Source organism: Pseudomyxococcus flavus (assembly GCF_050038885.1).
GTDB lineage: Bacteria > Myxococcota > Myxococcia > Myxococcales > Myxococcaceae > Myxococcus > Myxococcus flavus.
This window is the reverse complement of sequence record NZ_CP143624.1, coordinates 8,639,180-8,657,844: the sequence shown is the minus strand read 5'-3', so window position 1 is coordinate 8,657,844 and position 18,665 is coordinate 8,639,180. Positions and strand designations below refer to the sequence as shown.

At 70.0% G+C, this 18,665-nt stretch carries 14 protein-coding genes; 11 read left to right on the top strand and 3 right to left on the bottom strand.

The genetic code is table 11. From position 1 onward, the window contains the following. The first annotated feature begins 102 nt into the window (after nucleotides 1-102). Complete coding sequence (locus VZL07_RS35900) at nucleotides 103-2,076, top strand: protein kinase domain-containing protein (protein WP_426752451.1); 1,974 nt, start codon at nucleotides 103-105, stop codon at nucleotides 2,074-2,076. Nucleotides 2,077-2,095: 19 nt separating this feature from the next. Here the strand turns inward: VZL07_RS35900 and VZL07_RS35895 are convergent, their stop codons facing one another. Next, nucleotides 2,096-3,616, bottom strand: coding sequence for an Hsp70 family protein (locus tag VZL07_RS35895; RefSeq protein WP_426752450.1), 1,521 nt, complete (start codon nucleotides 3,614-3,616; stop codon nucleotides 2,096-2,098). Nucleotides 3,617-3,890: 274 nt separating this feature from the next. Here VZL07_RS35895 and VZL07_RS35890 point away from each other — a divergent pair, with 274 nt between their 5' ends. The 7 genes from VZL07_RS35890 to VZL07_RS35860 all read left to right on the top strand — a co-directional run bounded on the left by VZL07_RS35890 (nucleotide 3,891) and on the right by VZL07_RS35860 (nucleotide 12,673). Next, nucleotides 3,891-6,137: a PrkA family serine protein kinase gene (locus VZL07_RS35890; protein ID WP_426752449.1), complete on the top strand. Its 2,247-nt coding sequence runs from the start codon at nucleotides 3,891-3,893 to the stop codon at nucleotides 6,135-6,137. A 123-nt stretch (nucleotides 6,138-6,260) separates the two neighbouring features. After that, nucleotides 6,261-7,139: a S1 family peptidase gene (locus tag VZL07_RS35885; protein ID WP_426752448.1), complete on the top strand. Its 879-nt coding sequence runs from the start codon at nucleotides 6,261-6,263 to the stop codon at nucleotides 7,137-7,139. 70 nt (nucleotides 7,140-7,209) lie between these two features. After that, nucleotides 7,210-7,662: a deoxycytidylate deaminase gene (locus VZL07_RS35880; protein ID WP_426752447.1), complete on the top strand. Its 453-nt coding sequence runs from the start codon at nucleotides 7,210-7,212 to the stop codon at nucleotides 7,660-7,662. Between the two features lie 250 nt (nucleotides 7,663-7,912). After that, nucleotides 7,913-8,575: a sensor histidine kinase gene (locus VZL07_RS35875; protein ID WP_426752446.1), complete on the top strand. Its 663-nt coding sequence runs from the start codon at nucleotides 7,913-7,915 to the stop codon at nucleotides 8,573-8,575. A 79-nt stretch (nucleotides 8,576-8,654) separates the two neighbouring features. Then, the gene (nla6, locus tag VZL07_RS35870; RefSeq protein WP_426752445.1) at nucleotides 8,655-10,112 is read left to right on the top strand and encodes an enhancer binding protein Nla6; all 1,458 of its coding nucleotides are present in this window, start codon (nucleotides 8,655-8,657) and stop codon (nucleotides 10,110-10,112) included. Nucleotides 10,113-10,376: 264 nt separating this feature from the next. Then, entirely contained in the window at nucleotides 10,377-12,341 is a 1,965-nt protein-coding gene (locus VZL07_RS35865) for an ArsA family ATPase (protein ID WP_426752444.1), read from the top strand. A 68-nt stretch (nucleotides 12,342-12,409) separates the two neighbouring features. Next, on the top strand, nucleotides 12,410-12,673 hold the full coding sequence (locus VZL07_RS35860) for a hypothetical protein (RefSeq protein WP_426752443.1): 264 nt from the start codon (nucleotides 12,410-12,412) through the stop codon (nucleotides 12,671-12,673). 260 nt (nucleotides 12,674-12,933) lie between these two features. Here the strand turns inward: VZL07_RS35860 and VZL07_RS35855 are convergent, their stop codons facing one another. Next, a complete protein-coding gene (locus VZL07_RS35855) occupies nucleotides 12,934-13,620 on the bottom strand; it encodes a hypothetical protein (RefSeq protein WP_426752442.1) in 687 nt (228 codons plus the stop codon). A 71-nt stretch (nucleotides 13,621-13,691) separates the two neighbouring features. Between VZL07_RS35855 and VZL07_RS35850 the strand changes: the two genes are divergently transcribed. The 3 genes from VZL07_RS35850 to cmk are packed head-to-tail and all read left to right on the top strand — an operon-like array spanning nucleotide 13,692 to nucleotide 16,463. Continuing rightward, the gene (locus tag VZL07_RS35850; RefSeq protein ID WP_426752441.1) at nucleotides 13,692-14,660 is read left to right on the top strand and encodes an acetyl-CoA carboxylase carboxyltransferase subunit alpha; all 969 of its coding nucleotides are present in this window, start codon (nucleotides 13,692-13,694) and stop codon (nucleotides 14,658-14,660) included. Between the two features lie 22 nt (nucleotides 14,661-14,682). After that, the gene (hisC, locus tag VZL07_RS35845; RefSeq protein ID WP_426752440.1) at nucleotides 14,683-15,774 is read left to right on the top strand and encodes a histidinol-phosphate transaminase; all 1,092 of its coding nucleotides are present in this window, start codon (nucleotides 14,683-14,685) and stop codon (nucleotides 15,772-15,774) included. Continuing rightward, nucleotides 15,771-16,463, top strand: a complete 693-nt coding sequence (gene cmk / locus VZL07_RS35840; RefSeq protein ID WP_426752439.1) for a (d)CMP kinase — start codon at nucleotides 15,771-15,773, stop codon at nucleotides 16,461-16,463. Before hisC ends, cmk begins: the two co-directional genes overlap by 4 nt. Here the strand turns inward: cmk and VZL07_RS35835 are convergent. Further along, nucleotides 16,460-18,595, bottom strand: a complete 2,136-nt coding sequence (locus tag VZL07_RS35835; RefSeq protein WP_426752438.1) for a transglycosylase SLT domain-containing protein — start codon at nucleotides 18,593-18,595, stop codon at nucleotides 16,460-16,462. The genes cmk and VZL07_RS35835 overlap by 4 nt on opposite strands. Between the last annotated feature and the right edge of the window lie 70 nt (nucleotides 18,596-18,665).

Sequence of the window (18,665 nt, the reverse complement as noted above, 5' to 3'; positions counted from 1 at the left end):
CCGGCAGGCGGCTGGGCGAGGCCGCCCACGCCCAGTACCCCGAGGAGAGCCGCTGTGAGACACTGGCCGCTGCTCCCGGGTGTTTCACCCGAGGCCCTCACCATGGCTGAAGACACACACTCCGAGCAGCAGACAGTGGGCGACCGGTACGTCCTGGAGCGCCGGCTCGCCGGCGGAGGCATGGGCACCATCTGGGTGGCCCTGGACCCGAAGCTCCAGCGGCGGGTGGCCATCAAGCTGATGGCGTCCCACTGCGCGCCGGCGCCCCTGGCGCGCCAGCAGTTCGAATGGGAGGCCCAGGCCATTGCCCGCCTCCAGAATCCCCACGTCATCCAGGTCCACGACTGTGACCTCTCCGGACAGACGCCCTACATCGTCATGGAGTGGCTGGTGGGCGAGGACCTGGAGGCCCTGCTGAATCGCCGGGGCCGGCTGTCGCTGGCCATGGTGGAGCGGCTGGTGACGCAGACGGCTCGCGCGCTCACGTCCGCCCACGCCGCGGGCGTCCTCCACCGCGACCTCAAGCCCGCCAACCTCTTCCTCGCGCGGACCGAGCGCGGCGAGCAGGTGAAGGTGCTGGACTTCGGCCTGGCCCTGCTGATGTCCGGCGGCGCGGCCCGGCCGCATCCCGAAGAGGAGATGGCGGGCACCCCGCGGTACATGAGCCCCGAGCAACTCCGGAGCCTGGCGCCGCGGCTGGACCACCGCTGTGATTTGTGGGCGCTGGCGGTGGTGGCCTACCGCGCCGTGACGGGCCAGCACCCCTTCCCCCTGGAGTCCCTGCGCCAGATGCGCCTGGGCAACGTGCCGCCGCCGCCCGCGGCGCCGTCCAGCCTGTCTCCGGAGCTGGGCGCGGAGGTGGATGCCTTCTTCGCGCGGGCCCTGGACGTGGACCCGTCACGCCGCTACCAGTCCGCGCACGAGCTCGCGTCCGCGCTCACGCACGCGGTGGAGGCGGGGCGGCCGGCGCGCCCGGCGAAGGTCCTGGTCGTCGACGACGAGCCCGATGTCGTGGTGCTGATGGAGCAGAGCTTCCGCAAGCAGATCCGCCGCAACGTCTACCAGTTCCTCTTCGCCGCGGACGGCGAGGAGGCGCTGGAGGAGCTGCGCCAGCACCCGGACGTCGAGGTCGTCCTCTGCGACATCAACATGCCGCGCATGGATGGGCTGACCTTCCTGTCCCGCGTGGGGGAGATCAGCGCGCTGACCCGGGTGGTGATCGTCTCCGCGTACGGTGACATGAGCAACATCCGCACGGCGATGAACCGGGGCGCGTTCGACTTCATCACCAAGCCCATCGACTTCCCGGACCTGGAGGCCACGCTCGCCAAGACGCTGAAGCACGTGCGCGAGCTGCGCCGGACCGTGCGCTACACGGAGGAGAACGGGCTGCTCCGGATGTTCGTCCCGGGCGGGGTGCTGGAGCGCCTTCCCCCGCTGCTCCAGGGCTCGGACGCCATGGCGGGCGAGTGGGTGGACGGCACGGTGGTATTCATCGACGTGGATGCCTTCACGCCGGTGCTCCACCAGCAGGCGCCCCCGGAGTCCCTGCGCCGGCTCAACGCCAACTTCGAGGCCATTGTCCCGGAGTTGCTCGCGCGCGGGGGCACCGTGGACAAGTTCATGGGGGACGCGGTGATGGCCGTCTTCCGGGGCCCGGGCCACGTGGACCTGGCCCTGGAGGCGTGCCTCGCCATCGGCCGGCAGCTCGACACCCTGGCGGCGCGCGGCGGCGACAGCGCGCCCTACGCGCACGGCGTCTGCATCGGCCTGGACTCGGGAGACCTGGTGGCCGGCAGCGTGGGCGCCAAGGCCTCCGGCCGGCTGGACTACACGGTGCTGGGAGACGTGGTGAACACCGCGGCGCGGCTGGCGGCCCGGGCCGGGCGGGGGCAGGTGCTCGTGAGTCAGCGCGCCCGGGAGCGGGTCCGGGAGCCCTACGCGCTGCGGCCGGTGGAGGAGGGGCTCTTCGAACTGGTGCGCCGCGAGGGCGACGCCGCCCTGGGCTCGGAGGATTCCACGCGCTTCATGCCCCCGGAGGCCCCGGCGGTGAGCCAGGGCACCCCGCGGGGCTGACGACCCGGAGCGCGGGCACTCAGGCCTGGGTGACGCGCACCGTGGTCTTCATCTCGCGGCCCGAGGCCGGGTCGCGGGCGCGCATGGTGAGGATGCCTTCCACGTTCACGTCGAAGGTGATCTCCACCTGCGCGCTGCCGGCGCGGCCGGGCTGGATGCCGGAGAAGGTGAACTCGCCCAGCAGGTCATTGCGCGCCACCAGCTCGTGGTCGCCCTGGTAGATGCGCACGGCGAGCTCGGTCTGGTTGTCCATGCTGGTGGTGGCCAGCAGGGCCTTCGCGTTGGGGATGGCCGCGTTGCGCGGGAAGACGACGTGGAAGGCGCCGCCGGCCTTCTCCAGGCCAATGGCCATGGGAATCACGTCCAGCAGCTGGATGCGCAGGTTGGTGTCGTCCTGCAGCGAGTGCGCGTAGAGCGCGGCTCCAATGGCCACCGCCTCGTCCGGGTGGACGCCCTTGCTGGGCGGCTTGCCGAAGAACTTGGTCAGCCGGTCCTGGACGATGGGCATGCGCGTCTGCCCGCCCACCAGCATGACCTCGTCGACGTCCTTGGTGGACAGCCCGGAGTCCACCAGCACCCGCGCCACCATCTGCAGCGTGCGGTCCACGAGCTGGTTGGTGAGCTGCTCCAGCATCTTCCGGGTGAACTTCATCTCGATGTTCAGGGGCTGGCCCTGGGAGGTCATCGTGATGAAGGGGATGTTGAAGGGGACCTCCTCGCGCGCGGACAGGTCGATCTTCGTGCGCTCGGCGAGGTCCTTGATGCGCTGCATGGCCACCGGGTCCGTGGCGAGGTCGATGCCCGTCTTCGCCGCGAAGTCCTTGAGGACGTGGTGGATGATGGCGTTGTCGAAGTCGATGCCGCCGAGGAAGACGTCACCGCCGGTGGCCTTCACCTCGAAGACGCGGTCGCGAATCTCGATGATGGAGACGTCGAAGGTGCCGCCGCCCAGGTCGTAGATGACGACCTTCTCCTTCAGCCCCTTGCCCACGCCGTAGGCGAGCGCCGCCGCGGTGGGCTCGTTGATGATGCGCACCACCTCCAGGTCGATGAGCTTACCCGCGTCCTTCACCGACTGGCGCTGCCGGTCGTTGAAGTACGCCGGCACCGTCACCACCGCCCGCTTGATGGGCATCTTCAGGTAGTTGGAGGCGACCTCGCGAATCTTCCCGAGGATCTTGGCGCTGATCTCCTGGAGGGCGAACTCCTTCTTCCCCACGTCCAGGGTGACGTCGCTGTTCTTGCCGGGGCGCATGTTGTACGCCACGACCTTCTTCATCGTGTCGACGACGTCGCTGCCGAAGCTCCGGCCCACCAGCCGCTTGGATCCGTAGACGGTGTTGCGCGGGTTGAGCTGCCACTGGCGCTTGGCCTCGTAGCCGATGAGCTCGTTCCCCTTGTCGTCGATCGCGAAGATCGAGGGGATGGTGTACTCGCCGCCCTTGTAGGGGATGAGCTTGACGTTCCCGCTGTCCTCGACGATCGCCGCGCACGAGTTGGTCGTGCCGAGGTCGATGCCGATGATGGGCTCCTTGTGCATCGTGTGTGGACTCCGGGTGGGTAGGCCGCAGAGGAAGGAAAGACCGTAGCGCACCCGCGCGTCCCGCGCGAGTTCACACACCGCGACGTTTTCCGCTCCCCGGGAATGATGGGCCGGGCTCCCTGCTTCCCCAGGAGGGGAGCGTGGCGTCCTGCGTGCCCGGCCGGTGGCCGGGAGCGCGTGCCCCAGCCGACAATGGCATCCAGGGTGCTGGACATTGGTGGCCCGGACGGAAAACTTGCTGGTGGAAGCCTGACCACACAGGAGAGTCAACTTGGACGCGAAGGGTTATCTGCAGGAAGTGGGCGCGCAGGTGAACGCCGACTTCGTCAAGAACCGGTCGATTCTCTCCTTCGAGGAATACCTCTCCCTCTTCTTCAACGACCCGAAGGGCCAGGCGCGCAACGCGGCCCAGTACCTCCGGGACGTGATGGACCACTTCGGGACCACGCAGGTGCCGCACCCCACCGGCACCATCCGGCGCTTCAAGGTGTTTGACGCGCCGGGCGGGGACCGGGATGACCGGGTGGCGGGCCAGGAGGAGGTCCAGAACGCCATCTACCGGCTGCTCGGCAACTTCGTGCGCGCCGGCCGCATCAACAAGCTCATCCTCCTGCACGGCCCCAACGGCAGCGCCAAGTCCACCCTGGTCAACGCCCTGAAGGAGGGCATGGAGGCGTATTCGCGGCTGCCGCAGGGCGCGCTCTACCGCATCGCCTGGGTCTTCCCCTCGGAGAAGCTCATCAAGGGCTCCATCGGCTTCGGGGAGCGGGACACCCAGGGTGGCGAGCTGGCCACCTTCGCGCACCTGGACGCGGAGTCCATCGACCTGCGCATGCCCTGCGAGCTGAGGGACCACCCGCTCTTCGCCGTGCCGCCCGGCGAGCGACGCAAGCTGCTGGAGACGGCCCTGAAGAAGAAGGGCCTGGGCAACGGCGACGGCGAGTCGGGCGACTTCATCCTGTCCGACTACGTGCGCGACGGCGAGCTGTGCTCCAAGTGCCGCCGCATCTACACCGCGCTGCTCAACTCCTACGGTGGGGACTGGCTGAAGGTGATGCGCCATGTCCAGGTGGAGCGCTTCTACGTGTCGCGCCGCTACCAGGTCGGCACGGTGACGGTGGAGCCGCAGATGAGCGTGGACGCCGTCGTCCAGCAGATCACCGCGGACCGCACGCAGCTCAACGTGCCCGCGCCGCTGCACAGCACGGTGCTCTTCGAGCCGCATGGCCCCCTGGTCCACGCCAACCGCGGCCTCATCGAGTACGCGGACCTGCTCAAGCGGCCGCTGGAGGCCTTCAAGTACCTCCTGGGCTTCAGCGAGACGGGGGAGGTCCCCCTGGAGCCCTTCGTGCTCCAGCTCGACGAGGTGCTCATCGCGTCCGCGAACGAGAAGCACCTGGGGGCCTTCAAGGAGCTGCCGGACTTCGCGTCGTTCAAGGGGCGCATCGAGCTGGTGCGCGTGCCCTACCTGCGCCGCTACCGGACCGAGCAGGAGATCTACGACGCGCAGATCACCTCCACCACCGTGGGCAAGCACGTGGCGCCCCACGCCACGGAGCTGGCGGCGATGTGGGCGGTGCTCACGCGCCTCAAGAAGCCCATCCCGGACCGCTACCCCAATGACGTGAAGGAGCTCATCGACCAGGTGACGCCCATGGAGAAGCTGCACCTCTACGAGGAGGGTGCGCCTCCGGACCGGCTGAGCCTGGCCAACACGAAGGAGCTGCGCAAGCTGCGCGAGGAGCTGTTCACCGAGTCCGACGCCTACCCCAACTACGAGGGGCGCTCGGGCGCCAGTGCGCGGGAGATCAAGACGGCGCTCTTCAACGCCGCGCAGAACGCCGACTACAAGTGCCTCAACGCGCTGGCCGTGCTGGAGGAGCTGTTCGCCATCTGCAAGGACAAGAGCGTCTACGAGTTCCTCCTGCAGGAGGTGGTGGACGGCTACCACGACCACGAGTCCTTCGTCCGGCTGGTGGAGACGGAGTACCTGGACCGCGTGGACTCGGAGGTGCGCGAGTCCATGGGGCTGGTGTCGGAGGGGCAGTACCGCGAGCTGGTGGAGCGCTACATCCAGACCATCAGCCACTGGGTGCGCGGCGAGAAGATGCGCAACCGCGTCACCGGGGTGATGGAGCCGCCCGACGAGCAGCGCATGGCGGAGGTGGAGGCCATCATCATGCCGCGGGGCGAGGACGCCGCCGACTTCCGGCGCGGCCTCATCGCCTCCATCGGCGCGCACCGGCTGGACCACCCGGACTCGGACATGGACTACGGCCGCATCTTCCCGGACATGTTCAAGCGCCTGCGCGACCACTACTTCGAGGAGCGCAAGCGGGTGCTGCGCAAGAACAAGGAGAACGTCCTCAAGTACCTCTCCGAGGACCGCAACCAGCTCACCGCGCGCGAGCAGGCGCAGGTGCAGAGCACGCTGAAGACGATGTCGGAGCGCTACGGCTACTGCGAGTCGTGCGCCAAGGACGCCATCCTCTTCTTGATGAAGAAGCGGTACGCGTGACGGGGCAGGCGTCCGGGGCCCGCCTGGACGCCTGCTTTCAAAGCCGGAAAGGGCTCGGGATGATGGGAGCAGCCAGGGAGTTCTACTGGCTGCATCCGTTTTTCCCCCCAGACCGGAGAGTCGATGACCCGCTTCCTCCTGGGCGCTCCCGCCCTGTTCGCCCTCGTGTCGTGCGCCAGCGCGCCTTCGCAGCCGGCCGCCACCACACCCGCGCCTCAGGCAGCCCCTGTCGTCGAGCGTGTCCTCGCGGTGCGCGAGGCCCCGCGCATGACGCGCCGGGAGCGGGTGCAGCGCATCCTTCCGCACAACGTGCGGCTGCAGATTGCCTCGCAGGGCAGGGTGCGGAGCACGGCCTCGGGCGTGGTGGTGGGCGCCGAGCGGGATGCGAACGGCGCGCCGGTGGCCTGGGTGGTCACCAATGCGCACGCGGTGGTGATGGATGGCCTGGAGGCCCCGCAGCTGCGCGTGCTGGTGGACCGCCGGGCGGAGTCGTTCGAGCACCAGGGCGAGGTGGTGGCCATGGGCCAGGTGCCGGAGCTGGACCTCGCGCTGGTGCGCGTGCCGGGGCTGGACCTGCCCGCCGTGGAGCTGGCGGATGACGCGGAGCTGGAGCTGGGCGAGGACGTGGTGGTGGCCGCCTCGCCGTTCGGCCGCGCGCTGTCACTGTCCGGCGGCATGCTGTCGCAGGTCGAATGGGACAAGGCGTCCCAGCGGCCGAAGATGGTGAAGACGGACGCCCCCATTGGCTATGGCGCCTCGGGCGGGGGCATCTTCAGTCTGACGACGGGCCGGCTGCTGGCCATCGTCGAGGGCTACCGCACCGCGAAGGTGGACTTCGAGGTGCAGCAGGAGAACTACAGCTTCGACGTGCCCATGCCGGGAGAGACATTCGCCGCACCCAGCGCGAAGGTGCGCCAGTTCCTCCAGGCGAAGGGCTTTGGCCGGCTGCTGGCTCGCAAGCCCACCACCGAGGGCGGCGTCGCGCACGCCGCCGGGCGGTAGGGCCGGGCGCCCGGCTGGTTTCTCGACACCGCGCGGGAGCGGAGTACATCCGGCGGGAAGGAGGCGTGGGATGTCCGGACGTGTGTCGTGGGATCAGTACTTCATGGACATCGCGAAGCAGGTGGCCACGCGCGCCACGTGCGATCGCAAGCACGTGGGCGCCGTCATCGTCCGGGGGCGGACCATCCTGTCCACCGGCTACAACGGCGCCATCCGTGGGCTGCCGCACTGCGATGACGTGGGCCACATGATGGAGAATGGACACTGCGTGGCCACCGTCCACGCGGAGGCCAACGCCATCATCCAGGCGGCCACCAACGGCGTCGGTATCGACGGGGCCACCATCTACACCACCGCCAGCCCCTGCTGGCCGTGCTTCAAGCTGATCGCCAACGCGGGCCTGGTCCGCATCGTGTTCGGCGAGTTCTACCGGGACCCGCGCATCTTCGAGTACGCGGCCCGGCTCAAGCTGGACCTCGTGGGTCTGGGTGAGGGCGCGCGCCCTCCCGCCTCGGGTTCCTGATCGCCCCGCGCCGCGGTGTCTCGAGGGCGCCGCCGCGCGGCCCGCACCTGCTCCTCAATCGTCACCTGAAGGACACTCGTGGGCGGACGCAAGTCCGCGCCACGCATGGGGAATTTGCCACTTCCGGCAAGAATTACCGACCCAGGGTTGACGATGCCGGAAGCGCTCCCTAACTCTTGGCTCCGGTTGGGTGGCGGCGGGGGTGGATCAGGAAAAACTTGAGGAGTTCCAGTTGGTTACCTCGACAGCAATGTCCAATAGTGCATCCTCCGTGGAGGACGCGCCGCAGCCCGTCCTGGGCGCGGCCCGGTACCTGGCCGTCCCCACGCTGATGGACAGCCTGCTGCACGACGTCCGCAATCCGCTCAACGCGCTGGCCATCCACCTGGAGGTCCTGTCGGAGAAGCTGAAGGCGGAGACGGGGCAGGTGCCTGCGTCCCAGGAGAAGAACCTGAAGGCCATGCGCGATCAGATCCAGCGCGTGGACGGCATCCTGAAGCTGTTCAGCGACTTCCTCGTTTTCCGCGGGGGCACCACCGGCGTGGCGGACCTGTCGGACGCCACCACGCGCGCGCTGGGCGTGCTGGGGCACGAGGGCCGCAAGCGCCGCGTGCAGGTGCAGTCGGCGGTGGAGGCGGGCGTGCAGATCCGCCTCGGCGACACGTCGGAGCTGGGGTTCTTCCTCATCCAGGCGCTGCTGCGCGCCTACCGCCGCGCGGAGAGCGGCGGCTCGGTCCGCGTCACGGTGCGCGGGGAGGCGGCGAGCGCCGTGCTGGAGATCGAGGACTCGGGCGGCGCCAGCACCGAGCCCCTGCCGGAGGCCGTGGAGGCCCTGCGGCTGCGCTGTTCGCAGCTCGGCGTCGACCTGTTCATCCGGGCGGGCGTGTGCCGCCTGCTCTTCCCCCGCGCCTGAGTGTGGCTTCCAGCCGGGCCGGCTTCTGATTTCGAGTCACGACAACTTCGCGTCACGACGCAGTACGGGAGGTCTTCACTTGGGCAGCGCACGAATCCTGGCCGTGGATGACGAACGCGACACCTGTGAGGCGCTGGCGGACATGCTCAGCGCCTGGGGACACAAGGTCGAGATCGCATTCGACGGACACGACGCCCTCCGCAAGGCGAACGAGTTCCGGCCGGACGTGGTCCTGTCGGACCTGGCCATGCCGGAGACGGATGGGCTCTGGTTGTTGCGCAATCTGAAGGAAGAGCTGCCGGACTGCCCGGTGGTCTTCCTGACGGGGCGGGGCACCATCGACGCCGCCGTGGAGTCCATCCGCGAGGGCGCCTACGACTTCATCGTCAAGCCGCTGGACACCGCGCGGCTCAAGGTCTGCATCGACCGGGCGCTGGAGAAGAAGGAGACCCTGCGCGAGGTGCAGACGCTGCGGCGGCGGCTGAAGCAGCTCGGCTCATCGGACCTGATTGCCCAGTCCGCCAGCATGCGCAAGGTCATCGAGCTGGTGGAGAAGGTGGCGCCCTCCAAGGCCAGCGTGTCCATCAGCGGCGAGTCCGGCACGGGCAAGGAGGTGGTGTCCCGCGCCGTGCACAACCTGTCCCTGCGCCGCGACAAGCCCTTCATCGCCATCAACTGCGCGTCCATCCCCGCCACGCTCATCGAGTCGGAGCTGTTCGGCCACGAGCGCGGCGCCTTCACCGGCGCGGATCAGCGCCGGCCCGGCGTGTTCGAGATGGCCCACGGCGGCACGCTCTTCCTGGACGAGCTGGGCGAGATTCCCATCGAGCTGCAGGCCAAGCTGCTGCGCGTGCTGGAGGAGGGGAAGCTGCGGCGGCTGGGCGGCAAGGTGGAGATCGAGGTGGACGTGCGCGTGCTGTGCGCCACCAACCGCGACCTCAAGCAGGAGATCAAGAACGGCCGCTTCCGCGAGGACCTGTACTTCCGCCTCAACGTGTTCCAGATCCACCTGCCGCCGCTGCGCGAGCGCCGCGACGACGTGCCCATCCTGGTCCAGCACTTCGTGGACAAGTTCCGCGGCGACTCCGGCAAGCGCGTGAGCGGCGTGCACCCGGAGGCGATGGAGGTCCTGAAGAACTACGACTGGCCGGGCAACATCCGCGAGCTGCGCAACGCGGTGGAGCGCGCCGTCATCCTGTGCGACGGCGAGCTCATCACCCGCGAGCACCTGCCCCCCGACATGGCGGGCAAGAGCCCGGAGCGGCACACCTTCCGGCTGCCCTTCGGCCTGAGCCTGGACGCGGTGGAGCGGGAGTACATTCTGGGCAGCCTCCAGCGGAACGGGAACAACAAGGCCCGCACCGCCGAGGTCCTGGGGGTGAGCGAGAAGACGCTCTACAACAAGCTCAACCGCTACGCCGCCGAGGCGCGCGCCCAGCAGCAGGGCCCCAGCGGCGGCGGTGGTGGCCCGCTGGGGGGGCAGGGAAGCGACGGCGCGATGGGCGCCCTGGGCGCCAATTCGTTCGTCATCCGCTGACCTCACGGGTAGGAATCCCCTCCGGATTCCGGGCTCTTGGCCCGGCTCGGAGGGGACGGCCGCCTGGGCGGCAACCCCGCCGCGAAACCCCCGTCAATTCTTGACTTTTGACCTCCGGACGGGGGATTCTCGGGGCGTCTCCCACCCACAGGGAGTGCCCGGCCGTACATGTCCACGCCTCGGGCAGCTCCGGCGCCATTTCATCGGCCGTCCAGGAGTATGCATCGGGTGCCGCTGGGGGGGCACAAGGAAGGCCACAACGCAATGAGCGACGCGCGAGTACTTCACTTCTTCGGCGGCAAGGGCGGGGTAGGCAAGACCACGCTCGCGGCAGCATATGCGTTGAGGCTGTCGGAGGAGGCGCCCAAGGAACGGGTGCTGCTCGTGTCGTTGGATCCGGTCCGCTCCCTGTCGGACCTGGTGAAGAAGAAGCTCGCGGCCAAGCCCACCAAGCTCGTCCCCGGCAAGGGGGATGGCGGTGTGTACGGCATGGAAGTGGAGCCGGCGGCGCTGATGAAGCCCTTCCTGGCGTCCTACCTGCCAGCGCTGGCGAAGGCGGCCTCGAAGGGCACGCACGTGTCCGAGGACGACATGGGCAAGCTCTTCCAGCAGGCCGTGCCGGGCCTGGAGGAGCTGGTGGCGCTCTTCCACGTGGTGGACCTGCTGGAGGACGAGTCGTTCGACCGCATCGTCGTCGACGCGGCGCCCACCAGCCACACGCTGCGGCTGTTCGACCTGCCGGTGGGCCTGCGCAAGTTCCTGGGGCTGGTGAAGGCCGGGGAGGCCAAGGCGGAGGCGCCGGTCAAGAAGGGCAAGAAGGCCGCGGCGGCCGAGGCGCCCGGCTTCCTGGAGCAGGTGGGGCAGAAGGCGGAGAAGCTGCTGGCGCTGCTGAAGGACGCCACGCGCACGGCCTTCCACCTGGTGGCCCTGGCGGAGCCAGTGCCCGAGGCGCAGACGCGCATGCTCTTCGCGCAGCTTCGCGAGCGCGGGCTGCCGGTGACGGAGATCGTCGTCAACCAGATCGAGGACAAGGGCGGCTGTCCCGCGTGCCAGGGGCGCCGCGGCCTCCAGGCGCCCCACGTCCGCAAGTTCCAGGCCCTGGACAAGACGGTGCCGGTGCACCTGCTGGGCCGGCGCGAGGTGGCGCCGCGCGGGCTGGACGGCCTGGCGCTGTTCGCCAAGGCGTGGGCCGGTGGCAAGGAGACGAAGGCGCTGGAGTTCGCCGCGGCCGAGGGGCCTCCGGCGCTGGTGCGCGCGCCGTCCATGCCGCCCATCGCCGCGCCGCCGCTGCCGCCCACGCGGCTCATCTTCTTCGTGGGGCAGGGGGGCGTGGGCAAGAGCTCGTGCGCCGCCGCCGCCGCGGTGACGCTGACGGAGAAGGAGGGGCCGGTGCTCCTCATCTCCACGGATCCGTCGCACTCGCTGTCGGACGTGCTGCAGAGCCGCCTGACGGACACCGAGACGCAGGTGAAGGGCACCAAGGGCCTGTACGCGCGCGAGCTGGACATCGCCGGCTGGTTCAACGCCCTGCGCAAGCGGCTGAAGGAGAAGGCGGAGAAGGCCTTCGAGGGCGCGCCGCGCTCGGGCAGCGACGTGCCGGCGGATCTGCTCTACCTGCGCAACCTGCTGGAGTGCGCGCCGCCGGGCATCGACGAGCTGGCCGCGCTGTCGTGCCTCACGGACGCGCTGGTGCAGGAGCGCTTCAAGCGCATCGTGGTGGACTCGTCGCCGGTGGTGATGTCGGTGCGCGTGGTGGAGCTGGCGGAGACGGCCAAGACGTGGCTGGGCGCGCTGCACGCGGTGTTCAACAAGCACCGCGCCAAGGGCCTGGGCGAGCTGGCGGATGACCTCGCGGCGATGATCAAGCACGTGAAGCGCTTCGAGGACGCGCTGGCCACGCCCAGCGAGGCGCGCTTCGTCGTCGTCACGCGTGGCGAGGAGCTGGCGGCGGCCCGCACGGAGCGGCTGGTGGAGTACCTCAAGGAGAAGAAGCTCCCGGTGGAGCGGGTGCTCGTCAACCGCGTGGGCCCCAAGTCCACCTGCGAGAAGTGCGAGAACCGGCGCAAGCTGGAGCTCAACGCGGCGAAGGCCATCGAGAAGAAGCTGGGCCTGCCCGTCACCATGGCGCCGGCGCTCGGCCGTCACCCCGCGGGCCTGCGCGAGCTGAAGGCCTTCCGCACCGCGTGGTACGCGCTGTCGCCGCCAGCCGCGAAAATCAAGGCAGCCTGAGGTTCTGGGAAGTCCTTGGAGATAGACTGGCGGGTGCCGTGTCCACTCGCTGTCCTCCCGGGAGTCCCATGTCCTCGAAGCGCATCCGCCCGTCGCTCTTGGCTTCGCTGCCCGCGCTGTTGCTGGTGGCTTGTGGTGGCGAACCCGTTGCCGAGCCGCAGGCCCCGGCTGCCGAGGTGTCCGAGGCCGCGGTGTCCTGCTACGACCAGTGCTTCCAGTTCCTGCCGCTGTGCCCGGAGCAGTGCCAGGCGACGTATTCCGATTGCTACGACCTGACCCAGGACTGCTATGCCTCGTGCGACCGGGGCGTTGGTCCATGGTTGCCGTGCTGACCTGAAGGGGGGCGCCCTGCCGGGCCTCACGCCGCCCGGCGGGCTCGCCCAGGTATCACCTCGATGAAGAGGGGGCCGCCGCCGCATCCGCCTCCCGCCCAGCGTCCACGCCGAAGAATCGTCCCTTCCCGCCTGCCCCCATGCGCGCACCATGACGGCGCGCATCATGAGTTCCAAGTACGCCGTGAGGGCCCTATCTGAAAGCGAGCGCGGGCCAGGCGGTGACTGACGGCTGGGAACGCCCGGCGGCCCTGGCGGGCTCACGCGTCGCATTCCGAAGGTGAGTCGGTGAACGTCTCCCAGCCGGGGAAGGTGAGCGCGCCCGTCTGCGTCAGCGTGCCCTCCACGGGAGGGCGGCCGTTCAGCCGCAGCGTCACCTGGCGGCCGCTGACGGAGTAGCGCCCGCGTGTCTGCTTCTCGCGGGGCGTGCCGTTCGCGTCCACCTCCTTCGTCCACAGGGTGACGCGGCCTCTGGCGGCGAAGCGGAGGCGCTGGGTGGTGCCGTAGACGCCCACGCCGGGGCCGAACCATGACACGTCGCGCAGGAGCGCGGGCACGTCCGCCTCCCGCTGCGGGCTGCGGCCCTGGAGCTTCTGCCAGCCCAGCGTGTCCCGGATGGGGTCGAAGTCCGCGTCCTCGCGGGCCCGCGTCAGCCGCCGGGCATCCAGCGACACCGCTCGCGAGAGGTGCTCGACGATGACGTCCCGGTGGGCGCTGTACTCGCAGACCTGCCCCTGCTTGCGGAGCACGCCCAGCGTGGCGGCCAGGTTGTAGTGGGCCAGCGCGTAGCCCGGGGACTCCCGGGCGGACGCCTGGAAGCGCTCCAGGGCCTCCGGGTAGCGGCCCGCCTGATACAGCCGGAAACCCTGGGTGTTGAGCTCCCGGGCGGCAGGGGTGCTGGCGGCGCCCGAGAGGGCCAGGAGGAGCAGGGGCAGGACCGGGTGCATGGGCTTTCCAGGAGGGGTGCGTAACCGCTTGCGCGTTGAAAGCCGCCATACCCTGGTGCTAGTTCCGCGCCATGGCAACCGGTACCAGCTATGTGCTCGACTTCGAGCGCCCCCTCATCGAGCTGGAAAAGAAGATTGACGAGCTCAAGGTCCTCTCCACCAGCGGCACGGTGGACTTCTCGTCGGAGATCTCCAAGCTCGAGAAGAAGGCGAAGAAGCTCCAGTCGGAGATCTTCAGTGACCTGTCGCGGTGGCAGGTGGTGCAGATGTCCCGGCATCCGAACCGCCCGTACTTCCTGGACTACGTCCACTACCTCTTCACCGACTTCGTCGAGCTGTGCGGCGACCGGCACTTCGGCGAGGACCCGTCCATCGTCGGCGGCTTCGCGCGCTTCGACGGCAAGCCGGTGATGGTGATGGGCCACCAGAAGGGCCGCAACACCAAGGAGAACATGGCGCGCAACTTCGGCATGCCGCGCCCGGAGGGCTACCGCAAGGCCCGCCGCCTGATGGAGCTGGCCGAGCGCTTCGAGAAGCCCATCCTCACCTTCGTCGACACGCCGGGCGCGTACCCGGGCATCGGCGCCGAGGAGCGCGGGCAGGCCGAGGCCATCGCCGTCAACCTGGAGGTCATGAGCCGCCTGCGCGTGCCCATCATCTCCACCGTGGTGGGCGAGGGCGGCTCCGGCGGCGCGCTGGCCATTGGCGTGGGCAACCGCGTGCTGATGCTCCAGAACAGCGTCTACTCCGTCATCTCCCCGGAGGGCTGTGCCTCCATCCTCTTCCGCGACGCCGCCAAGGCGGACAAGGCCGCGGACGCGATGAAGCTCACCGCCAAGGACCTGCTGGAGATGAACATCATCGACGAGGCCATCCCCGAGCCGGCCGGTGGTGCCCACCGCGACCCGGCGAAGATGGCGGAGGCGCTGGGCAAGACGCTGCGCAAGCACCTGGGCCAGCTCGCCGAGCTGTCGCCCGATGAACTGGTGGCGGACCGGTACGCGAAGTTCCGCGCGCTCGGTGTGTTCTCCGGACGCTGAAACCACGTATCAGGGCTCCATCATGCGACCGCTCGTTCCCCCCCACGTCGAGACCCTCAAGCCGTACGTGCCCGGCAAGCCCATTGAAGAGACCGAGCGCGAGTTCGGCCTGAAGGGCGTCATCAAGCTGGCCTCGAACGAGAATCCGCTGGGGCCCTCGCCGCGCGCCGTGGAGGCCATGCGCGAGGCGGCCATCGCGTCGCACCTGTACCCGGACGCGGCGTCCTTCCACCTGGTGCGCAAGGTGGCCGCGCACGTGGGCGTGAAGCCGGAGCAGGTGGTGCTCGGCAGCGGCTCCAACGAGCTCATCGAGCTGCTCATCCGCACCTTCACCACGCCGGAGGACGAAATCCTCCTGTGCCAGGGCTCGTTCTCCGCGTACCGCATCTCCGCGCAGGCCCATGGGCGGCCCTTCGTGGAGGTGCCGATGCGCGAGGGCTTCCAGTACGACCTGGACGCCATGGCGAAGGCCATCACCCCGCGCACGCGCCTGGTGTTCCTGGCCAACCCGGACAACCCCACGGGCACCGCGTTCGGCCGCGAGGCGCTGAAGGCCTTCCTGGCGAAGGTGCCAGCGGAGGTGCTGGTGGTGCACGACGAGGCCTACTTCGAGTTCGTCGAGTGGCCGGAGTACGCCAGCGCCGTGGAGCTCCTCGCGCGGCATCCGAACCTGGTGGCGCTGCGCACCTTCAGCAAGATTCACGGCCTGGCGGGCGTGCGCCTGGGCTACGGCATCATGGACGCGCGGCTGGCGGCGTACCTGCACCGCACCCGCATGCCCTTCAATCTGACGGTGCTGGCGCAGGCGGCCGGCATGGCGGCCCTGGAGGACACCGAGCACGTGCGCCGCACGCGCGAGGTGAACCGCGAGGGCCTGCGCTACTTCGCCGAGCAGCTGCCGAAGCTGGGAGGCACGCTCACGCACAGCCACGCCAACTTCGTGTTCGTGGACTTCGGCCGCCCCGCGGTGGCGCTGTACGAGCAGCTGCTGCGCAAGGGCGTCATCGTCCGGCCCTTCGCGGGGCAGGGCTTCGCGAACCACGTGCGCATCTCCGTGGGCACGCCCGCGGAGAACGCGCGGTGCGTCCAGGCGCTGAAGGAGATCCTCTCGTGAGCGCACGGCCCTTCATCGTCGCCATCGACGGCCCGGCCGGCGCGGGCAAGTCCTCGGTGTCCAAGCTGCTGGCGCGCCGCCTGGGCTTCTCGCTGGTGGACACCGGCGCCATCTACCGGTGCGTGGCGTTGATGGCGAAGCGCGAGGGCATCGCCTTCGACGACGACGCGCGCCTGGGCGAGCTGCTGGGCCGCGTGCACATCCACTTCCAGGTGGTGGGCGAGGAGAACCACGTCTTCCTGGGCGGCCAGGACGTGTCCGGGGAGATTCGCACGCCGGACATCTCCATGGCGGCGTCGCAGGTGTCGAGCCGCCCCGTCGTCCGCGCGGGGCTGCTGCAGCTCCAGCGGCGGCTGGCGCTGGAGTCGCAGAAGGGCGCCATCCTGGAGGGACGGGACATTGGCACCGTGGTGTTCCCGGACGCGGACGCCAAGTTCTTCCTGGCGGCCAGCCCCGAGGTGCGCGCCCGGCGTCGCTACGAGGAGCTGTTCCAGAAGGGCGTGGAGAGCTCGCTCGAGGAGGTGCTCGCGGACCAGATGAAGCGTGACCGCGATGACTCCGCGCGCGCCGTGGCGCCGCTGAAGGCCGCCGAGGACGCCATCCACGTGGACTCCAGCAGCATTCCCCTGTCCGAGGTGGTGCACGGCCTGGAGTCCGAAATCCTGCGCCGCATGGCCGGCCGCGCCTAGAAGGTGACGCCTTCCTTCGTGGGGGCGGGGACCACCAGCGGGAGCTGGAGCTTGCTCGCGCCGTCGCCGTAGAACGCGTGGTAGAGGAACAGGTCCGCCACCACCTGCTTCACGTAGCCGCGCGTCTCCCGGAAGGGAATCGTCTCCACGAAGAGGTCCAATGGCAGCGAGCCGCGCTCCTGGGCCCACTTCGCCGCTGAGCTGGGGCCCGCGTTGTACGCGGCCGCCGCGAGTACCGGGTGGCCGAAGCGGTCCATGAGCCGCGCCAGGTACCAGGCGCCGTAGCGGATGTTGCGCTCGGGCGAGAAGAGGTCCGCGGGCGCGGGGACGGGCTCGGCCAGCTTCTCCGCGATGGCGTTCGCCGTCCTGGGGATGATCTGCATCAGCCCGCGCGCGTCGGCCACGCTCATCACCTCCGGCCGGAAGGCGCTCTCGCGCCGCATGATGGCCCACACCAGGTACGGGTCCACCTGGTGCTTCGCGGCCGCGCCCTCCACGGCGGTGGCGTAGGCGCGGGGATAGAAGGCGGCCAGGGCGTCCGGCTCCCGCGCGCCAAAGGCCCGGCCCCACAGGTGGCGCGCGGCCACCGTATAGGCGTGGCCGTACTCGCCCAGTCCCAGCAAGGCGTGGACGAAGGGCAGGGCCTGGTCCGCCGAGCGCAGCCGGCCCGCGTGCGCCTCCACCTCGTCCGCCGCGTCGCGATACAGGCCCGCGCGCGTCAGCTCCACGGCCAGCTCCAGCTCGGGCGGGCGCGGCAGCTCCAGCTGCTTGGGGGGCGCCGGGAAGTGGGCGGGGGCCTTCAAGCCCAGCGCCTTGAGCCGCTCGTTCGCCATCAGCGCGTAGAAGGACGCCGGCGCGGTGGTGATGACGGCGGTGTAGGCGGGGCCCAGCGCGTCCGCCTTCGCGCCCTCCAGCTCGCGGCTGCGCGCCATCCAGTAGCGCGCCTGTGGGCCCATGGTGCTCCTGGGATAGGCCGCCAGGAAGGACTCCAGCGCGTCGCGCGCCTTCGCGTATTCCTCCAGGCGCAGGTGCGCCAGCGCGCGGAACCACATGCCCTCGTCGCGGCGCCGCGAGCGCGGGTAGCGCTTTTCGAAGGAAGCGAAGGCCTTCACCGCGTCCGCGAAGCGGCCCGACTGCAGGTCCAGCCAGCCCGCGAAGAAGGCCCCTTCGTCACCCGCCGGTTGTGACGGGTACTTCTGGTCCAGCGCCGCCATCAGCGTGCGGGCCTTGTCGTTGTCGTCGGCGCGGAGCGCGCGCCGCGCCACCAGCAGGTCCGCCTGCGCGGCCACGGCGGCGGGGCCCTTGCGCGCCAGGGCGAGCGCCTTCTCCGCGTTCGCCGTCTGCCCCAACGCGAAGAAGGCCCGGGCGCGCAGCAGCGCCACCTTCGCCGCCTGGGCCTTGTCCAGCTTCACGCCGTCCAGCGCCGCGAGCTCGTCGAGTCCCCGCTTCGTCACGCCCGCATCCAGGAAGCGGTCGGCGCGAGTGGTGCGCTCGGTGAAGCCCAGCTTCACCGGCGGCGCGCTGACCTCCGTCAGCCAGGTCATGGCCTCGTCGCCGTAGGGATGTGTGGGGAAGCGCAGCGCCACCGTCATCAGGTCCGCGCGCTGGCCCGCCCGGTTCCCCGTGGCGCCTCGCGCCTGGGCGCGCTGGAAGAGCAGCTCCACCGAGGGAGACGCCTTGGCGGCGGCCTCCAGCACGCGCGCCGCGTCCTTGGCCTTGCCGGCCTTCAGCAGCGACTCGCCCAGCCGCGCGCGCGCCCGGGCCGCGAGCTCCGCGGGTGGTTTCGACGCCAGCACCCGCTCGAAGTCCTTGGCGGCGCCCTCCGCGTCTCCGGCGTAGAAGCGGGCCTGGCCCAGGTAGAAGGCATGGTAGGGCGCCAGCAGCGGCGGGGCGGGCCAGGCGGCCAGCAGCTCCCGGGCCTCGGCGGCCTGTCCGTCCGAGAGGGCGAGCGTTCCCGCCAGCAGCGCCAGCCTGCCCGCGTCCTCGCACTTCTTCTCGATGCAGGCCGTCAGCTCGGCGCGCGCCAGGGCCGCCGCGTCAGGCTTGTGGAGCCGCACGGCCTCCAGCGTCGCGGGGGACTGGCCCAGGGACATCCCCGCAACCACCCCCGCAACCCACCCGCTCCAACTCATGTGGTCTTCCTTTCACGACGCGGCTTTGCGGCCTGCCAACGAGACGGACTCACCGATCATTCCCCTTGCA

Coding starts and splice junctions, on each gene's coding strand:
- VZL07_RS35900 (WP_426752451.1), top strand. CDS start 103: ATGGCTGAAGACACACACTCCGAGCAGCAGACAGTGGGCGACCGGTAC.
- VZL07_RS35895 (WP_426752450.1), bottom strand. CDS start 3,616: ATGCACAAGGAGCCCATCATCGGCATCGACCTCGGCACGACCAACTCG.
- VZL07_RS35885 (WP_426752448.1), top strand. CDS start 6,261: ATGACCCGCTTCCTCCTGGGCGCTCCCGCCCTGTTCGCCCTCGTGTCG.
- VZL07_RS35880 (WP_426752447.1), top strand. CDS start 7,210: ATGTCCGGACGTGTGTCGTGGGATCAGTACTTCATGGACATCGCGAAG.
- VZL07_RS35875 (WP_426752446.1), top strand. CDS start 7,913: ATGTCCAATAGTGCATCCTCCGTGGAGGACGCGCCGCAGCCCGTCCTG.
- VZL07_RS35865 (WP_426752444.1), top strand. CDS start 10,377: ATGAGCGACGCGCGAGTACTTCACTTCTTCGGCGGCAAGGGCGGGGTA.
- VZL07_RS35860 (WP_426752443.1), top strand. CDS start 12,410: ATGTCCTCGAAGCGCATCCGCCCGTCGCTCTTGGCTTCGCTGCCCGCG.
- VZL07_RS35855 (WP_426752442.1), bottom strand. CDS start 13,620: ATGCACCCGGTCCTGCCCCTGCTCCTCCTGGCCCTCTCGGGCGCCGCC.
- VZL07_RS35850 (WP_426752441.1), top strand. CDS start 13,692: ATGGCAACCGGTACCAGCTATGTGCTCGACTTCGAGCGCCCCCTCATC.
- hisC (WP_426752440.1), top strand. CDS start 14,683: ATGCGACCGCTCGTTCCCCCCCACGTCGAGACCCTCAAGCCGTACGTG.
- VZL07_RS35835 (WP_426752438.1), bottom strand. CDS start 18,595: ATGAGTTGGAGCGGGTGGGTTGCGGGGGTGGTTGCGGGGATGTCCCTG.